This is a genomic window from Paeniglutamicibacter sp. NPDC012692, from assembly GCF_042901625.1.
GTDB lineage: Bacteria > Actinomycetota > Actinomycetes > Actinomycetales > Micrococcaceae > Paeniglutamicibacter.
Genome location: NZ_JBIBDE010000001.1, coordinates 1,183,963 through 1,205,830, shown reverse-complemented (window position 1 = coordinate 1,205,830; position 21,868 = coordinate 1,183,963). Strand labels below are relative to the sequence as shown.

The following is a 21,868-nucleotide window of genomic DNA, read 5'->3' as shown; positions in this document are numbered from 1 at the left end:
AAAAATACGTGTGATTTACCGCTCGCGACCTTCGGCTGAAAACCGCGGAATGACGGGGATGATTGACGGCAGTTCCACGCATCAGGGTCGATTTTGCCTCGGATTTTGCCTCGTACAGCCGGGTGATGTTCGGCACGATTTCCGTCAGTTTTTCCAGAAGGACTAGAATAGTGAATTGGGTCAATCGTGGCCCCGAACCCCGAGACCCAAAATTCTCTAGAAGAAGTGAGCCTTTTCGCATGTCAGATTCCACTCTCATTCGTCGTGACGACCTGCGTAACGTAGCAATCGTTGCGCACGTTGACCACGGCAAGACCACTTTGGTCAACGCAATGCTCCAGCAGACTGGTGCATTCGACAGCCACGGTGAAACCGAAGATCGTGTGATGGACTCTGGCGAGCTCGAACGCGAAAAGGGCATCACCATCCTTGCCAAGAACACCACCGTGTTCTACAGCGGCCCGGCCGCCGAGGGCAAGCAGATGACCATGAACATCATCGACACCCCGGGTCACGCCGACTTCGGTGGCGAAGTGGAGCGCGGCCTGTCCATGGTTGACGGCGTTGTTCTCCTCGTTGACGCTTCCGAGGGTCCGCTGCCGCAGACCCGCTTCGTGCTGCGTAAGGCACTCGTTGCCAACCTGCCGGTCATCATCGTCGTGAACAAGACCGACCGTGCCGATGCCCGCATCGACGGCGTCATCTCCGACTCCATGGACCTGCTCCTGGGCCTGGCCTCGGACCTGGCCGACGAAGCACCGGACCTGGACCTGGACAAGATCCTGAACGTCCCGATCGTCTTCGCATCGGGCAAGGCCGGCTTCGCCTCGGCCAACCAGCCTGCAGACGGCACCATGCCGGACAATGAGGACCTCGAGCCGCTGTTCGAGACCATCATCAAGCACGTTCCGGCTCCGACGTACAACGAAGGCGAAGTCCTTCAGGCACACGTCACCAACCTTGACGCCTCGCCGTTCCTGGGTCGTCTGGCACTGCTGCGTATCTTCAACGGCACCCTGCGCAAGGGCCAGCAGGTTGCCTGGGCGCGCCAGGACGGCACTCTGAAGCAGGTCAAGATCACCGAACTGCTCGCCACCAAGGGCTTGACCCGTGTTCCGGCCGAAGAAGCAGGACCGGGCGAGATCGTTGCAGTTGCAGGCATCGAAGACATCATGATCGGCGAAACCCTCACCGACCTTGAAAACCCGAAGCCGCTGCCGCTGATCACCGTTGACCCGCCGGCCATCTCGATGACCATTGGTATCAACACCTCGCCGCTGGCCGGCAAGGTCAAGGGCGCCAAGGTCACCGCACGCCAGGTCAAGGACCGCCTCGACAAGGAACTGATCGGTAACGTTTCACTGAACATCCTGCCGACCGAGCGTCCGGATGCCTGGGAAGTTCAGGGCCGTGGCGAATTGGCACTGGCCATCCTCGTTGAGCAGATGCGTCGCGAAGGCTTCGAGCTGACCGTCGGCAAGCCGCAGGTTGTTACCAAGAAGATTGACGGCAAGGTCCACGAGCCGATGGAGCACATGACCATCGACGTCCCCGAGGAATACCTCGGCGCAGTGACCCAGCTGATGGCAGCCCGCAAGGGCCGCATGACCAACATGGCCAACCACGGTACCGGCTGGTGCCGCATGGAATTCGTCGTTCCGGCCCGTGGCCTGATCGGTTTCCGCACCCGCTTCCTGACCGACACCCGCGGTGCCGGCATCGCTTCCTCGCTGGCCGAGGGCTACGAGCCATGGTGCGGCCCGATCGAATACCGCATCAACGGTTCGATCGTTGCCGACCGCTCCGGCGTGGTCACCCCGTTCGCGATGATCAAGCTCCAGGAACGCATGTCCTTCTTCGTGCAGCCGACCTCCGAGGTCTACGAAGGCATGATCGTCGGCGAGAACTCGCGCGCCGATGACATGGACGTGAACATCACCAAGGAAAAGCAGCTCACCAACATGCGTGCGGCTTCCTCGGACACCTTCGAGAACATGACCCCGCCGCGCATCCTGACCCTTGAAGAGTCTCTCGAATTCGCTCGCGAAGACGAGTGCGTCGAGGTCACCCCGGAAGCCATCCGCATCCGCAAGGTCGTCCTGAATGCCAGCGAACGCGCCAAGGTCAACCGTGCACGAGCCAAGGCCTAACCAGCGCCAAGGGGGCTCCTTGGCCCCCGTGCTCGGTAGCGTCCTGGCGGCCTTGGCCGCCGGGGCGCTTGCCGCCGTGGTGGGAACGATCCTGCATGCCTCCGTGGCCTATGCGGGGGACACCCCGATTCCCTGGGGCGCCGCCCTGGCCCTGTTGTTCACCGGAGCCCTGTCCTACTGGGTCGGGATGCTTCGCGGGAAACTGTGGGTCAGTGCGCTGAGCGGTTTGAGCACCTACGTCCTGGTGGCGTTGTTCTCGGCCGATGCGCACAACCAGATGATCGTCTCCGCACAATACCTTGATGTCTTGCCCGGCCCCGCGCTGGCAGGAACCATCTGGGTCTACGGAATCATCGTCCCGGTTGTCATTGCGGTATTCATGGTCTCGCGCCACCTGCGCGCGCGGCCACAGCCCAAGGTTTAGCCACAAAATACGGGAAATGCCCGGAAGGAAATCCTTCCGGGCATTTTGCGTACTCTGGCGGTTTTGCCGCCGCCGTGGGCTTAGCGCTGGTTCGAGTTCAAGTCCAGGTGGTGGGCCATGAACAGGGAGGTCGCGACGCCGTCGGCATCGGGCTCGCGCATTGCGTAGTCTTCGATGACCGCATGGATGCGGGACAGCATTTCCTTTTGGGTGGCCTCGCTGAGTTTCAGTCCGACCCGGAGGACCTGGATTTCCTCGGGGGCAAGGCCGTCGATTTCCTGCAGGAACGTGTCGACAAGCAACGGGGCAGCGTCAGGCAGCTTGGTGCCCCAGGAGAGCTTCGTGCTTCGGTAGGGCACTTCCTTGGCGCCTCGGTTGCCGCGTCGGGTCTCCTCGGCCGCGAGGAACCCGTTGGCGAGCAACGTGCGCACATGGTGCAGCGAGGTGGCCGGATTGATATCCAGCAGGTCCGCTATTTCCTTGTTGGTGCGGGATTCGTGCAAGCAGAGTCGCAAAATGCGAAGACGGAGCGGTGAGCTAAGCGCCCGCGCACGGGCCTGTAGCTCTTCATCTGTGGCCATGAGATCAGCATACGTGAAAATCCGCCACTGATTGAATCATTCAAATCACATGTGCGGCGACGTCGGTTTTCCGTACCAGACAGGCAACTGCGGGGCTTGCCGGGTCAGCTCCCGGGCGCGGTGTGCCTACGCTCCGGGGGCGGGGGAACCAGCTTTGCATGGGTGATCGACTCGCGATTTATGTGAATTTCCCCGGTGCGGGTCTGCACCGTTACAGACTTCTCGTTGATCTCCAACAGGTATCCCAGGGCGTCGCTCAGCCGTTCGCCTGCCGAGCCTAGTTCCCCGGGTGAGAGTCGATAGCGGACCACCACTCGGGCGCCGGGGTCCAGGGAAGCGAAAAAGTCCGTGCTCATGAACCAATCCTAGGGGCTGGCTGCACCTGCATGGGGGCGCGACGCATGGCGTAAGAATTCCCCCGCAGTGGGCGTGCGGTGGCTCCGCGGGGCGACGCATGGCGTAAAAATTCCCTCGCCAAGGGCCATGGAGGCACCATCGCGTGACGCGGAACGTAAGAATTCGCCGGTTCGGGGCTGTGGGGACAAGCGATAGATGTGAGAAATACCTGTTCAACGTGCTGCTGCGGCAATCTAGTCGGGGCAGGACTAAGCTTGTCTCAAGCACGCTTAGCAGCATGCAAACCCACCGAACATTTTCCGTAGTGAAGGAAGGCCCCGGGTACCGTGACCTACATCATCGCCCAGCCATGTGTCGACGTCAAAGACAAGGCATGCATCGAAGAATGCCCCGTTGACTGTATCTACGAGGGTGAACGCTCGCTGTATATCCACCCCGACGAATGCGTCGACTGCGGTGCCTGCGAACCGGTCTGCCCCGTCGAGGCCATCTACTACGAGGACGACGTCCCCGACGAGTGGGCCGAGTACTACAAGGCAAATGTCGAGTTCTTCGACGAGGTGGGCTCGCCCGGCGGAGCCGCGAAGCTCGGCAACATGGGCATCGACCACCCGATCATTTCCGTGCTCCCGCCGCAGAACCAGGAATAACCACCCCGCATGTTGAGTCTTCCCGAGTACCCCTGGACAGCGCTGGCGCCCTACACGGCCAAGGCTTCCGAGCACCCCGACGGGGTCGTCAACCTGTCGATCGGCACCCCCGTCGACCCCACGCCGCAGGTTGTCATCGAGGCGCTGCGCGCCGGCGCCGATGCACCCGGCTACCCGACCACGCACGGAACGGTTGAACTGCGCGAGGCCATCGTCGAATGGTACGCCCGCCGCCGCAACGTGCACGGACTGGGCGTCGATGACGTGATGCCGACCGTCGGGTCCAAGGAAATGGTCGCCTGGCTGCCACTGCTGCTGGGGCTGGGTGCGGGGGACCTGGTGGTTCGCCCCGTGGTTGCCTACCCCACCTACGACATCGGCGCCACGCTCGCCGGTGCGGAGTCGATCGCCGCCGATTCGCTGGCGGAACTTTCCGCGGAGGACCGCGCCCGGGTCAAGCTCGTGTGGGTCAATTCCCCGGGAAACCCGACCGGCATCGTGCACGATGCTGCCACCCTCAAGGCCCTGGTTGACGACGCCCGCTCGCTTGGCGCCGTCGTCGCATCCGACGAGTGCTACGCCGAATTGGGGTGGGGCGACTACGAGTCCGGTGTACCGAGCGTGCTCGACGAGGCCGTTTGTGGGGGAGATCACACGGACCTGATTTCCGTGTACTCCTTGTCCAAGCAGTCGAACGTCGCCGGGTACCGCGCGGCGTTCATTGCCGGGGCGCCGAACCTGATGCCGGCACTGATCAACAGCCGCAAGCACGCGGGCATGATCGTGCCCGCCCCGGTGCAGGATGCAATGCGCGCGGCGCTTGCCGACGAGGCGCATGTTGCGGCCCAAAAAGCCCTGTATCGCGCGCGTCGCGAGGCCTTGATCCCCGCGCTCGAGGGATTCGGGTTGCGCATCGAGGACTCCGTGGCGGGACTCTACCTGTGGTGCACCGCCGACGAGGATTGCTGGCTCACGATGGGGCGTCTGGCGGAGCTCGGTATTATCGCCGGCCCCGGCGCGTTCTATGGCGAAGCCGGTGCGAATTTTGTGCGCATAGCGCTCACCGCAAGCGACGAACGGATTGCCAGCGCTGTTCAGCGGCTGAATGCGGCTCGTTGATTCCTTAACGTGACCAACCGATTGGTGTCATTCGCCTACTAAACGGTAGCGTGGCACTGATTACTGACCATCGGATCCATCTGTATTCCGGTTAGGAGAGACAATGACGGAAAACAATTCTGCTCAGCTCAGCTTCGGCGGCAACAACATCGAACTCCCTGTTGTACCCGCTGTAGAAGGCAACAATGGCTTTAACATCGCTCCGCTCTTGAAGGCGACGGGTGGCGTAACTTACGACCCGGGCTTCATGAACACCGCGGCGACCAAGTCCGCAATCACCTACATCGACGGCGACGCGGGCATCCTGCGCTACCGCGGTTACCCGATCGAGCAGCTGGCCGAAAAGTCCAGCTTCCTCGAGACCAGCTACCTGCTGATCTACGGCAACCTTCCCTCGGCCACCGAGTTGGAGGAATTCGACCAGAAGATCCGCCGCCACACCCTGCTGCACGAGGAGCTCAAGGGCTTCTTCGGCGGATTCCCGCGCGAAGCGCACCCGATGCCGGTGCTTTCCTCGGCCGTGACGGCGCTGTCGACCTGGTACCAGGATTCGCTGGATCCATTCGACGAAGAACAGGTCGAACTTTCGACCATCCGCCTGCTTGCCAAGATGCCGGTCCTTGCCGCCTACGCGCACAAGAAGTCCATCGGCCAGGCCCTGCTGTACCCGGACAACTCGATGAACCTCGTCGAGAACTTCATGCGTCTGAGCTTCGGCCTTGCCGCCGAGCCCTACGAGATGGATCCGGTCATCGTCAAGGCGCTGGATCAGCTGCTGATCCTGCACGCGGACCACGAACAGAACTGCTCGACCTCCACCGTGCGCCTCGTCGGCTCGTCGAACGCGAACATGTTCGCCTCGGTGTCCGCGGGCATCAATGCACTCTCCGGCCCCGCCCACGGCGGCGCCAACGAGGCTGTCCTGAAGATGCTGCGCCAGATCCAGTCCGAGGGCCTGAACCCCGCAGACTTCATGGAGAAGGTCAAGAACAAGGAAGACGGCGTCCGCCTCATGGGCTTCGGACACCGCGTCTACAAGAACTACGATCCGCGCGCCAAGATCATCAAGGAGACGGCACACGAGATCCTCTCCAAGCTCGGCGGAAACGACCAGCTGCTGGATATCGCCATGTCGCTGGAAGAGCGCGCGCTGAACGATGATTACTTCATCTCGCGCAAGCTCTACCCGAACGTGGACTTCTACACCGGCCTGATCTACAAGGCCATGGGCTTCCCGGAGAAGATGTTCACCGTCCTCTTCGCCATCGGCCGACTCCCGGGCTGGATCGCACAGTACCGCGAGATGTTGCAGGATCCGGAAATGAAGATCGGCCGCCCGCGCCAGCTGTACGTGGGCGAAGCCGAGCGCAACTACCCGAACCGCTAAAACGGATCGGCGCGGACGAGCTTTCCCGATCCGCAGCGCCGGCAATCTTGAGTTCCCAGGCCCGTCGGGCGTTGCTTCGAATGAATCGAGGCGGCGCCTGCCGGGCCTTTTGCGTTCTGGCGCGAAGTGGCGCGTTTTTTTCGGCCCAACGCTTGCTTTCGGGGCTATTCTTGAAGTAGGCGTTGGTTTTTGATGGAAACGAGTGTGCCTCATGGTTCAAGAGTCTGGTCCCGGTTGGAAAGTCTCAGCTGATACCCACCGTGAGATGTTGCTGGCACTGTATATTCGGGATTTGGCGGCGATCGAACCGCTAGGAACCCCGTGCCTTGCACCGCTGTGTCCCAGGGTGAAGCCCGCCGCGGCGAGGGAGCTGGCCGAGGGATCCGCCGGTGAATTGCGGCAGGAATGGCAAAGCTGGTGGGAGCGCATCCTGCGCGGGGGGCATTCGCCGTCGGCTTTGGACGAAGAACCGGACTTTGCGGAGTTCTCCGATTCGCCGAGCCTGCAGCACCTCTTGCGCGCCCACTACGGAAATGCGTTCACTTGGACGCAGAACCGGCTGGGGGAGTACAAGGATTACTGCAGGAAAAACACCAATGAGCGCTCGGCGCTTGTGTCGCAGCTGTTCTTCGAATGCGAACTCGACGGCGAGGGCGTCGACGACCTGCACCTGAAAATGGTGGAGTTGCCGCTGGCGGAACCGCGTGCCTGGTTTGTCGAGCCGGACACCGTGCTGTTAAGCCAGGACCTGATGCTGGATGCCGACCTGTTCCGCAGCTACCTGCAACCGATCATCGAGATGATGAAGTAGGGCCGGGGGCGCTGTCCCGTGCATTCATGGGCTACGGCGTGGCCGACTGGATGATGACGTAGCCGTCGGTGGTTGCGGCGGAGACCCATGCGCCCTGGGCGCGGTTCCACACCAGCCCGGCGTAGGAGACGGACTCGGTGTTCATGACGCCGGCGTTTGCCACCGCCCACTGCGCGACGGCCCACCCCTGCTTGCCCTTCGCCGGGACCTTGAGCCGCGGCCCGTCGACCACCGCGTTGGTGATGCCGGTTGCCTCACGCAATGCCGCCTCGACCTTCGCGGGAGAACCCGCCGAGTCCGCGGCGCGCAGCGTGCAGTTCAGCGCCGAGACGGCGTTGCCGGTGAGCGGTGCGGAGAAGGCCTTCGCCATGCCCTCGTGCTTGGCATAGGCCATCGGGTAGGCGCTGCGTTGCACCTTCTGGGCCGCTTCGGTCAGTGCCATCGCGGAGTAGTCGAAGGTTTCGAGCTCCTGGAAAAACCTGCCGGCCGCGTAGGCCGGATCCATCACTTGCGCCTCCGTGCCCCAGCCCATGCTGGGCCGCTGCTGGAAGAGGCCGCGGGAATCGGGGCCGGCACCGTCGCCGTAATCGATGTTGGTGAGCTTGGATTCCTGCATCGACGTGGCGATGCCGATGGCTGCCGCGCGTTCGGGCAGGCCGCGCTTGGTGGCCACCGCGGAAATCAGTGCGGCGTTCGAGGCCTGCTCGGGGGAGAGGGTGTAGCTCTCGGATCCCACGACGGCCATGCACTTTTCGCGCACCATGTTTTGGTCCAGGCCGATGAAATTCATGGCGGCGTAGAGGCCGCCGCCGATCAAGCCGCAGGCAATGAGCAGTGCCAGCAACGTGCGGCCCCAGGTGCGGGGCCGCACATGTCGGCCATGTCGATGGGCATCCCCGGTGTGGGAGCCCAGCGACATCACCTTTTGGTGTGCATCAGTTGGCATGCAGGATGCTGTTCAATTCCACGTGCTGGCCGGCTCGCGCCAACGCCTCCACGGCGCCGGTGACGGAGTTGCGGCGGAAGAGCAGGTTCGGGACGCCCGAAAGCTCCACTGCCTTGACGGTCTGGTCGTTGAGCTGCACGCGGGTGCCCGCGGTGACGTAAAGCCCGGCCTCCACAACGGAGTCGTCGCCGATGGAAATGCCGACGCCGGAGTTGGCGCCCAGCAGGACGCGCTCGCCAATGGTGATGCGCTCCTTGCCGCCGCCGGACAGGGTGCCCATGATGGAGGCGCCGCCGCCGACGTCCGAGCCGTTGCCGACCACGACGGAGGCGGAGATGCGGCCCTCGACCATGGAGGTGCCGAGCGTGCCGGCGTTGAAGTTCACGAAGCCCTCGTGCATGACGGTGGTGCCCGGCGCCAGGTGGGCACCGAGGCGCACGCGGCCGGCATCGGCGACGCGCACGCCGGAGGGAACCACGTAGTCGAGCATGCGGGGGAACTTGTCGACGCCCAGGACGTTCAGGACGCCGCGGCTGCGCAGCCTCAGGCGCGTGGCCTCGAAGCCCTCGACGGCGCACGGGCCGAAGTTGGTCCAGACGACGTTGTTCAGCAGGCCGAAGGCGCCGTCGAGGTTCACGTCGTTGGGCAGCACCAGTCGGTGCGAGAGCAGGTGCAGGCGCAGCCACACGTCGGCAGTGTCGGCGGGGGCGACGTCGACGTCGATCTCCAGCGAGACCACGGCCTGGGTGGTGCCGCGCTCGGCGTCGGACTTGGCCGCGGCGGCCAGCTCGCCGGCGATCTTGGCGGCGTCTTCGAGGTTGCCCATGTGCGGTTCCGGGAACCACACGTCGAGCACCGAACCGTCCGAGGCGTAGGTGGCAAGGCCGTGGGCCGAGGCAATGCGCAGCGGGCGCGGGGAATCAACTGAAGGCGTGTCTAGCGGAGTCATGAATCAATCCTAACGTGGCACAAGGCACTAATCTGGAATTGTGCATAGCAACCCAAACCCCGAACTTGAGCCCACCGCCCCGATCGAACTGGACCTCGGCCAGGACGTCGCAATGCTCACCGCGCAGCTGATGGACATCGAATCGGTCTCCGGCAACGAGAAGGCGTTGGCGGACGCCGTCGAAAACGCCCTCGCGAAATGCGCGCACCTCCAGGTGCACCGCGACGGCGACGCGATCGTTGCCCGCACCACGTGGGGCCGGGCGGAGCGCGTGATCCTGGCCGGCCACCTCGACACGGTGCCGCTGCCGACGACCCCCGGCGCCCGTGGCACGGTTCCGGTGAGCTGGGAGGGCGAGACCCTCTACGGCCGCGGCGCCACCGACATGAAGGGCGGGGTCGCCGTGCAGCTCGCGCTTGCCGCCTCGCTGGTCGACGCCGCGCGCGACGTAACATTCATCTTCTACGACCACGAAGAGGTCGAGGGCTCCAAGTCCGGGCTGGGCCGGCTCTTCCGCAACTGCCCCGAACTGCTGGGCGGCGACTTCGCGATCCTGCTCGAACCGACCAACGGCACCGTCGAGGGCGGCTGCAACGGCACCACCCGGTACCGGGTGCGCACGCGCGGTGTCGCCGCACACTCGGCCCGCGCCTGGATGGGCGAGAACGCGATCCACGCCGCGGCCCCCATCCTGCAGGTCCTCGCCGACTACGAACCGCGCACGGTGGACGTCGACGGACTGGACTACCGCGAGTCGCTGAACGCCGTGCGCATCGCCGGCGGCATCGCCGGCAACGTGATCCCGGACTTCTGCGAGGTCGAGGTCAACTACCGATTCGCCCCGGACAAGAACGTGGCCCAGGCCGAGGCGCACGTCTTCGAGCTGTTCGAGGGCTTCGAAATCGTCCGCACCGACGGCGCACCCGGTGCCCGCCCGGGCCTGAACCACCCGGCGGCGGCATCGTTCGTCGCAACGGTCGGGCAGACGCCGAAGCCCAAGTACGGCTGGACCGACGTCGCGCGATTCTCCGAGCTCGGCATTCCAGCCGTGAACTTCGGCCCCGGCGACGCCCTGCTGGCGCACTCGGACGACGAGCACGTGACGGCCGACGCCATCCGAGAATGCCTGGCCACGTTGCGCGCCTGGCTCGGCGGGAAGTAACCCACGCCGCCACCGGCCAAGGGGGGCAAACGGGCGATGCCGCCGGATCTCCACCTTGCGGGGGAAATCCGGCGGCATCGCCTTTTGGCTTGCGGCCGGGTCTGGTAGCTTTCTGGCTGCTTGTTGCCCGTTACTTGGCCGGATCCATCGGAGCCACCGTCGGTGCAATGGGCGCCTCGATATCGGTCGCCGGGTTGGCGCCTCCTGCGTTCGGCATCCGGCTGCTCAGGCGGCGGGAGACGATCTCCGCCAGCTTGCCCAGTCCGAAGTTGATGACGATGAAGATCGCCGCGGCCAGCAGCAGCGCCTGCAGCATGTTGCCGTTGGCTGCGGCGAAGGTCCGCGAGTAGAACAGCAACTCGGTGAAGCCGACGATGTAGCCAAGCGCCGAGTCCTTCAGGATGACCACGAACTGGCCGATCAGGGCCGGAAGCATGGCCACGAGGGCCTGCGGGATTTCGATCAGGCGCAGCGACTGGTTGGTTGTCAGGCCGATCGCGATGCCGGCCTCGCGCTGCCCCTTGGGCAGGTTCCGCACACCGGATCGAACCAGCTCGGCTACCACCGAACCGTTGTAGAGCATCAGCGAGATGACAACCGCCCAGAAGGGCGCGTCGGTCCCGTTGACGACTCCGGTGCGGGCCAGCAGGATGTTGAAGAACACGATCATCAGCAGGACCGGGACGGACCGGAAGAATTCCACGACGATGGTGGAGAACCAGCGCAGGGCCTTGATCTCGGCGAGCAGGCCCATGCCGAAGGCGAGGCCGAAGGTCACCGAGAGCACGATGCCCAGGCCCGCGGCCTTGAGCGTGTTGGCGAGGCCGGGGAGCAGGAAGTTCACCCAAGCGTTCGAGGTGAACAGCGAGGCCCACAGGGAGCCCTCCATCTGCCCCTTGGCGGCAAGTCCCGAAATCACCATGTACAGCAGGCCCGCGATGAGCAGGACGCCGACGATGTTGATGACCAGGATGCGCTGCTTGGCCTTGGGGCCGGGTGTGTCAAAAAGGACTGATGCGCTCATCGGGCCACCGCCAGTTTCTTGGAGAGCCAGGTGGTGAGCAAACCAACCGGGATGATGATAATGACAAAGCCGATGGCGAAGGTCGCGAAGATCGGGACGATCAGGTTCGACTCGAATTCGAGCATCGTTTTCATGACCGAGGACGCCTCGATCGCCACGGAGCTCACGGCGGCGACCGTCGAGTTCTTGATCAGCGCGATGAGCACGTTGCCCAGCGGGACCACGGCGCCGCGGAATGCCTGGGGCAGGATGACCTCGCGGGCTGCCGGCAGGAAGCTCAGTCCGATGGCGCGGGCGGCCTCGGCCTGCCCGACGGGCACGGTGTTGACACCCGAGCGGATCGCCTCGCAGACGAATGCCGCGTGGTAGATCGCCAGGCCCATCACCGCGAGGTTGAAGAAGTTCTGGTTGAAGTCGTCCGAGAGGGTGAACCCCAGCTGGTTGTACAGGGCCAGCACGCCGAAGAGCAGGATGATCGTCAGCGGGGTGTTGCGGATGATGTTCACGTACGCGGTGCCGAAGGCCGAGAAGCTGCGTACCGGGGAGATGCGCATCATCGCCAGGACGGTGCCCAGCGCCAGGGCGCCGATGGCAGCCCAGAAGGTCAGCTGGATGTTGACCCAGAACGCGGCGGGGATGTTGTATTCAGTGAACAGGGAGAGATAGTTCTCCATATTTCTGCCTCGATTTCAGCGGTCCCGGGGACCGAATCGGTAGAGCAGTGTGTGCCCCGATCAACCTGACAGGGGCACACACCTTAGGGAAATGACGCTTGGGTTAGGCGCAGGGATCCATCTTCGGCGGGTTCAGGGCCGGGTTCGGGACGTAGCCGGTGCCCTCGGTGTTGGCCTTGATGGCCTTCTCCCATTCGCCGGAGGAGATCATCTTTTCGATCGCCTTGTTGATGTCGGCGCACTTGGTGGATTCTCTGTTCAGGCCCACTCCGTACTTTTCCTCGCTGAACGGCTTGCCGACGACCTTGAACTTGCCCGCGTTGGCCGGCTGCGCGGCGAGGCCTGCCAGGATGATGTCATCGGTGGTGACGGCGTCGATGGTGCCGCCGGACATGCCGCCGAGGCATTCGGCGTAGCCCGACTGCTCCTGCAGCCTGACGCCCGGGATCATGTCCTTGACCTTCTGGGCCGAGGTCGAACCTGTCACCGAGCAAAGGGTCTTGCCGTCGAGGTCATCCGGGCCGGTGATCGTCGATCCAACCGGAACCAGGAGGTCCTGGCCGGCGACCAGGTACGGCCCGGCGAACGCGACGGATTCCTTGCGTTTGTCGGTGATGGAGTACGAGGCGAAGATCATGTCGACCTGCTTGTTCTGCAGTGCTGTTTCGCGGTTTGCCGACGGGGTCGAGATGAACTCGATCTTGTCCGCCGGGTAGCCCAGCTCGTTGGCAACGTATTTCGCGACGTCGACGTCGAAGCCCTTGTACGTGTTGCCGTCCTTGTAGCCGACGCCCGGCTGGTCGAACTTGATGCCGATCTTGATCTTGTCACTGGCGGAGCCTCCGCCGCCTCCGCCGCAGGCGCTGAGGGTCAGGGCTGCCGCGGCGGCCATTGCGGCTACTGCTGCGATGCGAGTCTTGCGCATTGGTTCTCCTTGGTTTCTGGACAGGAGCGATTTCCCGTCCGGCTTACGTCAAAAGGTGCGGATCTTGCTAGTGGGTGATGAGCTTGCCCAGGAAGTCCTTGGCGCGTGTGCTCTGTGGGTTGGTGAAGAACTGCTCCGGGGTCGCCTGCTCGACGATCTGCCCGTCGGCCATGAAGATGACCCGGTCGGCTGCCTTGCGGGCGAAGCCCATCTCGTGGGTGATAACGATCATCGTCATTCCCTCCTTGGCCAGACCGACCATGGTGTCCAGGACCTCGTTGATCATTTCCGGGTCAAGCGCGGAGGTCGGCTCGTCAAAGAGCATGACCTTCGGGCGCATGGCCAGAGCCCGCGCGATTGCGACGCGCTGCTGCTGGCCGCCGGAAAGCTGCGCCGGCAACTTGTCCTTCTGGTTGGCAACGCCCACACGTTCGAGCAGGGAAATCGCCAGCTTTTCGGCCTCGGGCTTCTTCATGTTCTTGACCTTGATCGGGCCAAGGGTCACGTTCTCCAAAATGGACTTGTGCGCGAAGAGGTTGAACGACTGGAAGACCATGCCGACATCGGCGCGGAGCTTGGCAAGCAGCTTTCCCTCTTCGGGCAGGACCTGCCCGTCGATTTCGATGCTGCCCGTATCGATGGTTTCCAGGCGGTTGATGGCGCGGCACAGGGTCGACTTGCCGGAGCCAGAGGGCCCCAGGACAACGACAACCTCACCCTTGGAGACTTCGAGGTTGATGTTCTGCAAAACATGCAGTTGACCGTAGTGCTTATTGACATCTGACAACTTGACGATCGGAATCAGGGCCGACCCGGCGCTACTCTCAGGGGAATCAGTGCTCATGTGACGACAATAGCCGATGTGTGCTGTATCACCACGAGCTTGCGCGCACCTTTGCCGAATCGTTTCCTAAATTGATTACCGGGTGACGGGTGAACGTGGCGATTGCCGATACAGTGGGTGACATGCCACGCCAGAACTCTCAAGCCAAGAATTTCGCATCACTGCCCGACCCGGCGCGCCGCAAGGGCTCCGTGGTTTTGCGCCGGGCGCAGGCCAACATTCCGCAGTCGGACCGCTATCTTCTGGATACCCGGGAAAACCAAGACTTCACCCACACCGACCCGTGGCGGGTGCTGCGGATCCAGAGTGAATTCGTGGAGGGGTTCGGGGCGCTTGCGGGCATCGGCCCGGCGATCAGTGTCTTCGGGTCGGCGCGTACTCCTCGCGATTCGACCCGTTATGCGCAGGCGGAGAAGATCGGTTCGCTGATCGCCAAGGCCGGCGTCGCCGTGATCACCGGCGGCGGCCCCGGCGCCATGGAGGCGGCAAACAAGGGCGCCTGTGAAGGTGGCGGCGTGTCGATCGGGCTGGGCATCGAGCTTCCGTTCGAGACCGGGCTGAACGAGTGGGTCGATGTCGGCATCAACTTCCGATACTTCTTCGCCCGCAAGACCATGTTCGTGAAGTATTCGCAGGGATTCATCGTGCTGCCGGGCGGGTACGGAACCCTAGACGAGCTGTTCGAGGCCGTGACGCTGGTGCAGACCGAGAAGGTCACCGGGTTCCCGATCGTCTTGGTGGGAACCGACTACTGGGGACCGCTACTGGAGTGGTTGCGCAACACGGTTGCCGAGGAGGGCGCGATCTCCGTCGCCGACCTGGACCTGATCAAGTTGACCGACGATGTCGACGAAGCCGTGCGCATCGTCGTCGAGTCCGCCCACGCCAACGGGTTTACCGCGGCCGACTGACGGTGTCCGGCGGGTTTTACTGGTTTCAGGAGGAGTAGGTATTGGTTTACGTTTTGTTGGTCCTGGCGATCCTGGTGCTGGGCGCGGCCGTGTTGATGGGCGTGGGAACCCGGCAGGCCCGCCTGCATGGCGACGGGGCGCGCTACGAGCCGACTCGGGTTCCGATCCAGGGGCTCGTGGAGCCAGTGGCCTCGCTTCCCCCGGTGCTGTTGCCCCTGGAACCCAAGCCGGCGGACATCGAGGCGGTGGGTTTCTCGCTGGCTCTGCGGGGGTACCGGTGCGACCAGGTCGACGAGGTCCTGGATGCGCTCTCGGCCGAGATCGACAGGTTGCATCAGGTCATCGCGCAACGCGGTAAAGAGCGTGTGATTAGCAACACGGGCGATTATTCGGAATAATAGAAGTTAGCAAGTTGAAAGCGATTCACGGAATAGTTGAATTCGCCAAGTAACTCACGACCGGGCGCAGGGGCCAACCCCCTCCGCCTCATAGGAAAGGGACAGCGCTAATGGCTGCGATGAAACCACGTACCGGGGATGGTCCGATGGAGGTCACCAAGGAAGGCCGTAGCCTGATCATGCGCGTACCGATCGACGGCGGCGGGCGTCTGGTTGTTGAACTCAACGCCGACGAAGCCGCTGCCTTGCGTGACTGCCTCGTGGGTGTCACCGAGTAATCTTCGGTTTGGAATTGTGAAAACGGGGGTCGATCCGCACGGGTCGGCTCCCGTTTTCATGTGTGCCGACCGGCCCGGATCCGGGACGCCGCCGAGCGCCGCGCTACATGGTTCGCGCGGCGACCAACAGCCCCAGGCCGGTGGGGATCAGCGTGGTGGTGAATCGCTCGTCGCTGCGCAGCAGCCGGATGGTGTTGCGGGTGGCGACGGTGCTGGGTTGGCGGATTGCCGGCTTGGCCACGCGGTGGTGGTCGAAGGCGTCGTGCAGCAGGATCATCCCGCCGACCTTGACCAGGCGGATCGCCTGGGTGGCGTACTCGGACAGGTGGGCCTTGTCGGCATCGATGAACACCATGTCGTAGGCGGAGTCGGTCAGGCGCGGCAGCACGGCCTCGGCCCGGCCGGCGATGGCGCGGAAGCGGGAGGAGTCGAACCCCGACTCGTGGAATGCCTCGCGCGCCGCTGCCAGGTGGTCGACGTCGATGTCGATCGTGGTCAGCGCCGCGTGCGCGCCAAGGCCGCGGAGCAGGCTGGTTCCCGAGACGCCCACGCCCGAACCGATCTCCACCACGTTGCGCGCGTTGGAGGTGGCAGCCAGCACCGTCAGCAGGCCGGCCGTGGCGGGGCCCACGGACTCGACCCCGAGCTCGCGTCCGCGTTCGCGGGCCCGCTCGATGACCTGATCCTCCGTTGCTTGGGCCTCGGCGTACGACCAGCTGCTGTAGACATCCAGGTTCATGAGTGTGGTGGGGTCCTTTTCAAGAATCGAGGGTTGGCGGGCATCGTCCCGGCCCGAGCGCGCCCGGCCGCTTCGCGGGGCCCGGTCGTGGCCTGCCTCCGGGCGGGGGGGCCGATACGTCCACCATCTTATCCCCGTGTGTCCATTTCAGGGGCTGAATTGGAATTGTAGGAGTAGCACAGGTTGCGTACAGGATTCGCTCAGGAGGCTGGGCCAGAATTGAAACCGTGAACGCACCAAATCCGACCTTGGCCATCGACCAGAGCTCCACCGACGAGCTCGGTGCGTCCGTGGTTCCCACGTGGGATGAGATCGTGAGGGACCATTCCCCGCGGGTTTACCGACTGGCTTACCGCTTGACCGGCAACCGGCCGGATGCCGAAGACCTGGCACAGGAAACGTTCGTGAGGGTCTTCCGCTCGCTGCATACATTCACCCCGGGAACCATCGGCGGATGGCTGCACCGCATCACCACCAATCTGTTCCTGGACCAGGCGCGCCGCAAGTCCCGCATCCGCTTCGACGGACTGGGCGAGGAAGCCGAGGCGAAGCTGCCCGGCACGGCCCCCGGCCCGGAGCGCAGCTTCGAGTACAACAACCTGGACGTCGACGTGCAGGCCGCGCTCGACGGCCTGTCCCCGGAATTCCGTGCGGCCATCGTCCTGTGCGACCTTGAGGGGCTCTCCTACGAGGAGGTTTCCGAGGCGCTGGACGTCAAGCTCGGCACGGTTCGATCGCGCATCCACCGCGGACGGGCGATGCTTCGCGAAAAGCTTGCCCACCGAAATCCCGCTGTCCGACCATCGGCAACCGTGGGGTTGCCCAAGATCCGGCGGCCGATCCCGGGAGTCCGCTAAGGCATGCATTCACAACAAGAATGGATCCGTGCGTACCTCGCCGGCGAACTGGAAGCGAAGAAGCGCCGCAGCATCGAAAGACATGTGCATCGATGCCTGAGGTGCTGGGAAGCGCTCCAGTCAGCCACGCCGAGGACCGCGCCGCAGTGGACCAACCAATCCGAGATCCCGCGGCTGCCGCTCACGGCGCAAACCCTGCTGAGTAGCTCCGGCGCGGGCTGGGACTCCGGTGCGCAGCACCGCACCTCGCGTTTCCGCCCTTGGGTTCCTGCCGTGGCGCTTTTGGGCATCCTGGCGATGGTCGGAGCCTTGATGAGCCTCTCCTGGTCGTTGGGGGCCCCGGGCGTCGCCTCCGCGGGACAACACGATCCCACCGGTTCCTGGAGCGCAACGGCCACGCGCCTCGACGAAGACGAACTTGATGAATTGCGTGAGGCGGGCTGGACCTGCCCCGTTGTCGAGTCGGCGGGTTACCATCTGGCCTCTGCCACCGGCACCCGGTCGGACGGCAACGCCGCGGTCCACATCGTGATGAAGAACGGCAAGCACGAACTCAGCGTGACCGAGGTGCGGAAGCTCGCGGGCGGACCGCTGGCGACAGGCAGCCTGGCGGCCCCGCAGCAGGTGGCGGCCAAGCAGTTGGCCGCCGAGTCCACCGAGGGACCCTTGACGGAGCTGGGGCGAAGGCTTGGCGCCAAGGCGGCGGCTTCCGTCAGTTTCGGAAAGGGCAAAGCCACCCTGAGCATGGACGGCGTGGATTACGCGATCACGTCAAACCTTGCGAAGAAGGACGTTGAACGGCTGCTGCAGCGCCTGGTCGTCGGTGAACACACGCGGTCTTCCGGACTTGATGACAGTCCCGAAGAGTTGGGTGAACGCCTGATGCGCGGGCTGTCCAGACTCATGGTTTTGGACTTCGACTAGGCAGTGGCCAAATGATGCTGGGAAAGCAGGTAGTCTACTAGGGTGTTTCTGGGAATCAACGGTAGTGAGTTGCTGGTGTTGGCCATACTGGCCGTGGTTATTTTGGGACCCGAAAAACTCCCGGAATACGCGGCCCAACTGGCGCGACTGGTCAAGGAATTGCGCCGCATGGCTACCGGCGCGAAGGAACAATTGCGCGAAGAGGTCGGCGACGACATCGTCGACATGGACTGGAAAAAGCTTGATCCGCGGCAGTACGACCCGCGGAGGATCATCAAGGAAGCGCTGCTTGACGACCTCGACGACGTGGTCAGTGCCGTCAAGGAGCCCGCTGCCGTCCAGCAGCGTCCCGTCGCTACGGCTCAGGTAACACGCCTGGCACCGAACGAACCGGCGCCGTTCGACGTGGAAGCCACGTAGCGGGCAGGCAACGGGCCCGGCGCAGGACAGGATTTGGCAAAAAGGTGGAGGTCGCAATTCCCGAACGGGGATTGCGGCCTCCACCTTTTCGGCTTCCGGGGCCGGACCGGCCGGGCCTAACGAACCTATCGGGCTTGGCCGGGGGTGACCGAGAGCTTCATGCCGGCCAGCCCGCGCGGGCGGTGCGAGAGTGAGCGGGCGATCGCGGTGATCTCCGCAGCCGCGGGGGACCCGGGGTGCGAGAGCACCAGCGGCAGCCCCGCATCGCCACCCGCGCGCAGCAGCGGGTCCAGCGGGATCTGCCCCAGCAGCGGGACCTCCGCGCCGAGGGTTGCCGAGAGGCGATCGCTGAGCTCCCGGCCGCCGCCGGCGCCGAAGATCTCCATGGTGGAGCCGTCGGGCATCTGCAGCCAGCTCATGTTCTCGATGACACCGACGACCTTCTGGCCCGTCTGCACGGCGATGGCCCCGGCGCGCTCGGCGACCTGGGCGGCCGCGGCCTGCGGGGTCGTGACGACCGCCAGCTCGGAGCCGGGAAGCAGCTGGGAGACGGAGATGGCGATGTCCCCGGTGCCCGGGGGCAGGTCCAACAGCAGCACGTCGAGGTCCCCGAAGTGCACGTCGGTGAGGAACTGCTCCAGGGCGCGGTGCAGCATCGGCCCGCGCCAGATCACGGGCTTGTTGTCGTCTACAAACATGCCGATGGAAATGACCTTCACGCCGTGGGCGACCGGCGGCAGGATCATCTCATCCACGCGGGTGGGCTTGGCGTTCGGGATGCCGAGCAGGCCGGGGATGGAGAAGCCGTGCACGTCGGCGTCGATGAGGCCCACGCGCAGCCCGTCGGCGGCCATGGCGCAGGCGAGGTTGGCGGTCAGCGAGGACTTGCCGACCCCGCCCTTGCCGCTGGCGATGCCGATGACTCGGGTCAGCGAGGCCGGGTCGCCGAAGGGCACTGCGCGGCCCTTGAGCGACTCGCGGAGCGTCGCACGCTGCTCGGGGCTCATCACGCCCAGGGCCAGCTCCACGGAGCCGACCTCCGGCAGGGTGGCCAGTGCGGCCGTGGCGTCGTTTTCGATGGTGGAGCGCAGCGGGCAGCCCGCGATGGTGAGCAGGATGGTGACCCGTGCCGTGCCGTTGTCGAGGACGGCGGATTCGACCATGCCCAGTTCGGTGATGGGGCGGCGCAGTTCCGGATCATGGACCGCGGAGAGTGCTTCAAGGAGCCGTGGCTCGATGCTCATGAGGGTGCGTTCTTCTCTGCTTGTTTTTCCAGCTGCTTGTCGTGATGCTTGTCCGGTCTGTCCGCCCGCTTGGGCGCCTTGGCCACCTGGGGGATGAGCCCGGTGTTGGTGGAGGTGCGGTCGCGGCGCTTGGGGTTCTTGGCGCGCAGCCTCAGCTCCTCGCCGTCGGCGGTTTCCAGCAGTTCTTCGAGCGCCGAGCGCAGCTCGGAGCGCACGTAGTCGCGGGTGGCGACATCGCGCAGGGCGATGCGCAGCGCGGCGAGCTCGCGGGTGAGGTACTCGGTGTCGGCGAGGTTGCGTTCGGCCCGCCCGCGGTCATCGGACAGGGCGACCTTGTCGCGGTCGTCCTGGCGGTTCTGGGCCAGCAGCAGCAGCGGGGCCGCATAGGAGGCCTGCAGCGACAGCATCAGGGTCAGCGCGGTGAAGCCCAGCGCGGCGGAGTCGAAGCGCCACGTCTCGGGCGCCCAGGTGTTCCAGATCAGCCAGAAGATGCAGAAGATGCTCATGTAGACCAGGAACTGCGGGGTGCCCATGAAGCGCGCGAACTTCTCGGTGCTGGAACCGAAGGCGTCCGGGTCGGGGGAGAAGCGCGGGAAGAAGCGGTCGCGGGCACTCATCGGGGTGTCCAGCCCGCTGCCTGACTGGCGTTTCTCAGCCATGGGTGTCTCCGTTCTTCGCCGGTGGGTTCTTGGCGGTGTGGTCGTCGTGGGTGCGCCAGTCCTCGGGCAGCAGGTGGTCCAGCACGTCATCGACGGTGACCGCGCCGACCAGGCGGCCGGCGTCGTTCACGACGCCGAGCGAGGTGAGGTTGTAGGTGGCAAGCGTGCGGGCGACCTCGGGCACGTCGGCCATGTCGGAGATCGGCGCCAGGTGGGTGTCCAGGATGTTGCCGAGGGACTCCGGCGGCGGGGTGCGCAGCAGCGCCTGGATGTGCACGGCGCCCAGGTAACGCCCGGTGGGGGTCTCCAGCGGCGGGCGCGTCACGTAGACCGTGGAGGCCAGCGCGGGGCTCAGCTCCTCGCGGCGCACCGAGGCCAGCGCCTCCGCGACCGTCGCCTCCGGGGAGAGGATCACCGGGACCGGGGTCATCATGGAGCCGGCGGTGCCCTCGGCGTACTCGAGCAGGCGGCGGACGTCGCGCGCCTCCTCGGGTTCCATGAGCTCCAGCAGCGCATGCTTGGTGTCCTCGCTGAGTTCGGAGAGCAGGTCGGCAGCGTCGTCGGGGTCCATCTCCTCAAGCACGTCGGCCGCGCGTTCCATGCCGAGGGCGGAGAGGATCTGCACCTGTTCGTCGTCGGGCATTTCCTGCAGCACGTCCGCCAGGCGGTCGTCCTGCAGCTCGGAGGCCACCTCGACGCGGCGCTTGTCGTTCATCTCGTGCAGGGCGTCGGCGAAGTCGGCGGGCTTCATCTCGTCGTGCGCGGCAACGTAGGTGCTTGCGGCCTGCGGTTCGTGCAGCGCGGTGTGGACGATGGCGTCCCAGGGCACCAGCAGGCGTTCCCCGCGCGTGCGGCGCAGGCCCAGCAACCCGCCGAGGTGCTCGCCGCGGCGCACGAAGTAGTCGGAGATGATCCAGTCCCCGCCGCGTTCCTGGCTGAGCCCGATGTCCTCCACGACGGCGTGGCCGCTGCCGTCGGCGAACACCACGCGGCGGTCGAAAAGCTCGGCCGCCACGAGGATCTCGGCGCCGCGCTGCTGGAAGCGGCGCATGTTCACCAGGCCGGAGCAGATGATCTGGCCGGACTCCATGGCCTGGATGCGGGTCATCGGGACGAAGACGCGGCGCTTGCCGGGGACCTCGACCACCACGCCGACGCATTGGGCGGGTTTGGTGAGTGAGCGCGAAATGACAACGACGTCGCGCAACCGGCCCAGGCGGTCGCCCAGGGGGTCGAACACGTCCAGGCCCAACAACCGTGCAATGAAGACCTTCGTAGAATTGCTGCTCACGCTCTCTAGGCTACTGCCTCGTGAAGCGGGGAGCACATACGGTGCCGTCCGCGCGGACGCCGGGCGTCACCCGCCGTGCGGCGTGCCGCAGGGGCCGCGCCGCCGCCTTCGGGCGACATTTGTCTTTCACCTTGAGCGATCAAG

25 protein-coding genes are annotated in these 21,868 nt (G+C 64.8%); 13 read left to right on the top strand and 12 right to left on the bottom strand.

Going from position 1 to position 21,868, the window contains the following annotated elements; translation table 11 throughout:
- The first annotated feature begins 239 nt into the window (after positions 1-239).
- The gene (gene typA / locus ACFY5D_RS05505) at positions 240-2,150 is read left to right on the top strand and encodes a translational GTPase TypA (RefSeq protein WP_387526126.1); all 1,911 of its coding nucleotides are present in this window, start codon (positions 240-242) and stop codon (positions 2,148-2,150) included.
- Positions 2,151-2,169: 19 nt separating this feature from the next.
- Positions 2,170-2,574: a hypothetical protein gene (locus ACFY5D_RS05500; RefSeq protein ID WP_387526123.1), complete on the top strand. Its 405-nt coding sequence runs from the start codon at positions 2,170-2,172 to the stop codon at positions 2,572-2,574.
- Between the two features lie 80 nt (positions 2,575-2,654).
- On the opposite strand, the gene ACFY5D_RS05495 is transcribed toward ACFY5D_RS05500, so the two are convergent.
- Both ACFY5D_RS05495 and ACFY5D_RS05490 read right to left on the bottom strand, forming a co-directional pair.
- Positions 2,655-3,155 carry a helix-turn-helix domain-containing protein gene (locus ACFY5D_RS05495; protein ID WP_387526120.1) on the bottom strand — a complete coding sequence of 167 codons (501 nt, stop codon included), beginning with the start codon at positions 3,153-3,155 and terminating at the stop codon, positions 2,655-2,657.
- 104 nt (positions 3,156-3,259) lie between these two features.
- A complete protein-coding gene (locus ACFY5D_RS05490; RefSeq protein WP_387526117.1) occupies positions 3,260-3,511 on the bottom strand; it encodes a hypothetical protein in 252 nt (83 codons plus the stop codon).
- Between the two features lie 327 nt (positions 3,512-3,838).
- Here ACFY5D_RS05490 and fdxA point away from each other — a divergent pair, with 327 nt between their 5' ends.
- The 4 genes from fdxA to ACFY5D_RS05470 all read left to right on the top strand — a co-directional run bounded on the left by fdxA (position 3,839) and on the right by ACFY5D_RS05470 (position 7,479).
- A complete protein-coding gene (fdxA, locus tag ACFY5D_RS05485) occupies positions 3,839-4,162 on the top strand; it encodes a ferredoxin (RefSeq protein WP_209997901.1) in 324 nt (107 codons plus the stop codon).
- 9 nt (positions 4,163-4,171) lie between these two features.
- The gene (gene dapC, locus ACFY5D_RS05480) at positions 4,172-5,281 is read left to right on the top strand and encodes a succinyldiaminopimelate transaminase (RefSeq protein WP_387526113.1); all 1,110 of its coding nucleotides are present in this window, start codon (positions 4,172-4,174) and stop codon (positions 5,279-5,281) included.
- A gap of 103 nt (positions 5,282-5,384) precedes the next feature.
- A complete protein-coding gene (locus ACFY5D_RS05475; RefSeq protein WP_387526110.1) occupies positions 5,385-6,668 on the top strand; it encodes a citrate synthase in 1,284 nt (427 codons plus the stop codon).
- Positions 6,669-6,933: 265 nt separating this feature from the next.
- Positions 6,934-7,479 (top strand): hypothetical protein, encoded by a 546-nt coding sequence (locus tag ACFY5D_RS05470; RefSeq protein WP_387526107.1) that lies wholly within the window; start codon positions 6,934-6,936, stop codon positions 7,477-7,479.
- Between the two features lie 31 nt (positions 7,480-7,510).
- Here the strand turns inward: ACFY5D_RS05470 and ACFY5D_RS05465 are convergent, their stop codons facing one another.
- Positions 7,511-8,425 carry a hypothetical protein gene (locus tag ACFY5D_RS05465; RefSeq protein ID WP_387526104.1) on the bottom strand — a complete coding sequence of 305 codons (915 nt, stop codon included), beginning with the start codon at positions 8,423-8,425 and terminating at the stop codon, positions 7,511-7,513.
- Complete coding sequence (dapD, locus tag ACFY5D_RS05460; protein WP_387526101.1) at positions 8,415-9,374, bottom strand: 2,3,4,5-tetrahydropyridine-2,6-dicarboxylate N-succinyltransferase; 960 nt, start codon at positions 9,372-9,374, stop codon at positions 8,415-8,417. The genes ACFY5D_RS05465 and dapD overlap by 11 nt, the downstream gene beginning before the upstream one ends.
- Before the next feature lie 112 nt (positions 9,375-9,486).
- Between dapD and dapE the strand changes: the two genes are divergently transcribed.
- Complete coding sequence (gene dapE / locus ACFY5D_RS05455) at positions 9,487-10,536, top strand: succinyl-diaminopimelate desuccinylase (protein WP_387527585.1); 1,050 nt, start codon at positions 9,487-9,489, stop codon at positions 10,534-10,536.
- A 130-nt stretch (positions 10,537-10,666) separates the two neighbouring features.
- Here dapE and ACFY5D_RS05450 read toward each other — a convergent pair whose 3' ends face one another.
- From ACFY5D_RS05450 to ACFY5D_RS05435, 4 genes are all read right to left on the bottom strand, one after another.
- Entirely contained in the window at positions 10,667-11,560 is an 894-nt protein-coding gene (locus ACFY5D_RS05450; protein ID WP_387526098.1) for an amino acid ABC transporter permease, read from the bottom strand.
- Positions 11,557-12,234, bottom strand: a complete 678-nt coding sequence (locus tag ACFY5D_RS05445) for an amino acid ABC transporter permease (protein ID WP_387526095.1) — start codon at positions 12,232-12,234, stop codon at positions 11,557-11,559. The genes ACFY5D_RS05450 and ACFY5D_RS05445 overlap by 4 nt, the downstream gene beginning before the upstream one ends.
- A 103-nt stretch (positions 12,235-12,337) precedes the next feature.
- A complete protein-coding gene (locus tag ACFY5D_RS05440; protein ID WP_387526092.1) occupies positions 12,338-13,159 on the bottom strand; it encodes a glutamate ABC transporter substrate-binding protein in 822 nt (273 codons plus the stop codon).
- Between the two features lie 67 nt (positions 13,160-13,226).
- Positions 13,227-14,003 (bottom strand): amino acid ABC transporter ATP-binding protein, encoded by a 777-nt coding sequence (locus tag ACFY5D_RS05435; protein WP_387526088.1) that lies wholly within the window; start codon positions 14,001-14,003, stop codon positions 13,227-13,229.
- 122 nt (positions 14,004-14,125) lie between these two features.
- Here ACFY5D_RS05435 and ACFY5D_RS05430 point away from each other — a divergent pair, with 122 nt between their 5' ends.
- From ACFY5D_RS05430 to ACFY5D_RS05420, 3 genes are all read left to right on the top strand, one after another.
- Positions 14,126-14,914, top strand: coding sequence for a TIGR00730 family Rossman fold protein (locus ACFY5D_RS05430; protein WP_387526085.1), 789 nt, complete (start codon positions 14,126-14,128; stop codon positions 14,912-14,914).
- A gap of 41 nt (positions 14,915-14,955) precedes the next feature.
- Positions 14,956-15,312 carry a DivIVA domain-containing protein gene (locus tag ACFY5D_RS05425; protein ID WP_387526082.1) on the top strand — a complete coding sequence of 119 codons (357 nt, stop codon included), beginning with the start codon at positions 14,956-14,958 and terminating at the stop codon, positions 15,310-15,312.
- A 110-nt stretch (positions 15,313-15,422) separates the two neighbouring features.
- On the top strand, positions 15,423-15,590 hold the full coding sequence (locus ACFY5D_RS05420; protein WP_209997865.1) for a DUF3117 domain-containing protein: 168 nt from the start codon (positions 15,423-15,425) through the stop codon (positions 15,588-15,590).
- 103 nt (positions 15,591-15,693) lie between these two features.
- Here ACFY5D_RS05420 and ACFY5D_RS05415 read toward each other — a convergent pair whose 3' ends face one another.
- Positions 15,694-16,329, bottom strand: a complete 636-nt coding sequence (locus tag ACFY5D_RS05415) for an O-methyltransferase (RefSeq protein WP_387526079.1) — start codon at positions 16,327-16,329, stop codon at positions 15,694-15,696.
- Positions 16,330-16,577: 248 nt separating this feature from the next.
- Here ACFY5D_RS05415 and sigE point away from each other — a divergent pair, with 248 nt between their 5' ends.
- Genes sigE through ACFY5D_RS05400 form a run of 3 tightly spaced genes read left to right on the top strand, consistent with a single transcriptional unit; the run spans position 16,578 to position 18,530 of the window.
- Positions 16,578-17,186, top strand: a complete 609-nt coding sequence (gene sigE, locus ACFY5D_RS05410; protein ID WP_387527582.1) for an RNA polymerase sigma factor SigE — start codon at positions 16,578-16,580, stop codon at positions 17,184-17,186.
- 3 nt (positions 17,187-17,189) lie between these two features.
- Positions 17,190-18,110, top strand: a complete 921-nt coding sequence (locus ACFY5D_RS05405) for a zf-HC2 domain-containing protein (RefSeq protein WP_387526076.1) — start codon at positions 17,190-17,192, stop codon at positions 18,108-18,110.
- Between the two features lie 42 nt (positions 18,111-18,152).
- A complete protein-coding gene (locus tag ACFY5D_RS05400; protein WP_387526073.1) occupies positions 18,153-18,530 on the top strand; it encodes a sec-independent translocase in 378 nt (125 codons plus the stop codon).
- Positions 18,531-18,655: 125 nt separating this feature from the next.
- Here the strand turns inward: ACFY5D_RS05400 and ACFY5D_RS05395 are convergent, their stop codons facing one another.
- Genes ACFY5D_RS05395 through ACFY5D_RS05385 form a run of 3 tightly spaced genes read right to left on the bottom strand, consistent with a single transcriptional unit; the run spans position 18,656 to position 21,724 of the window.
- Positions 18,656-19,774 (bottom strand): Mrp/NBP35 family ATP-binding protein, encoded by a 1,119-nt coding sequence (locus ACFY5D_RS05395; RefSeq protein ID WP_387526070.1) that lies wholly within the window; start codon positions 19,772-19,774, stop codon positions 18,656-18,658.
- Positions 19,771-20,433 (bottom strand): DUF1003 domain-containing protein, encoded by a 663-nt coding sequence (locus ACFY5D_RS05390; RefSeq protein ID WP_387526067.1) that lies wholly within the window; start codon positions 20,431-20,433, stop codon positions 19,771-19,773. The genes ACFY5D_RS05395 and ACFY5D_RS05390 overlap by 4 nt, the downstream gene beginning before the upstream one ends.
- Entirely contained in the window at positions 20,426-21,724 is a 1,299-nt protein-coding gene (locus ACFY5D_RS05385; protein WP_387526064.1) for a magnesium transporter MgtE N-terminal domain-containing protein, read from the bottom strand. The genes ACFY5D_RS05390 and ACFY5D_RS05385 overlap by 8 nt, the downstream gene beginning before the upstream one ends.
- Between the last annotated feature and the right edge of the window lie 144 nt (positions 21,725-21,868).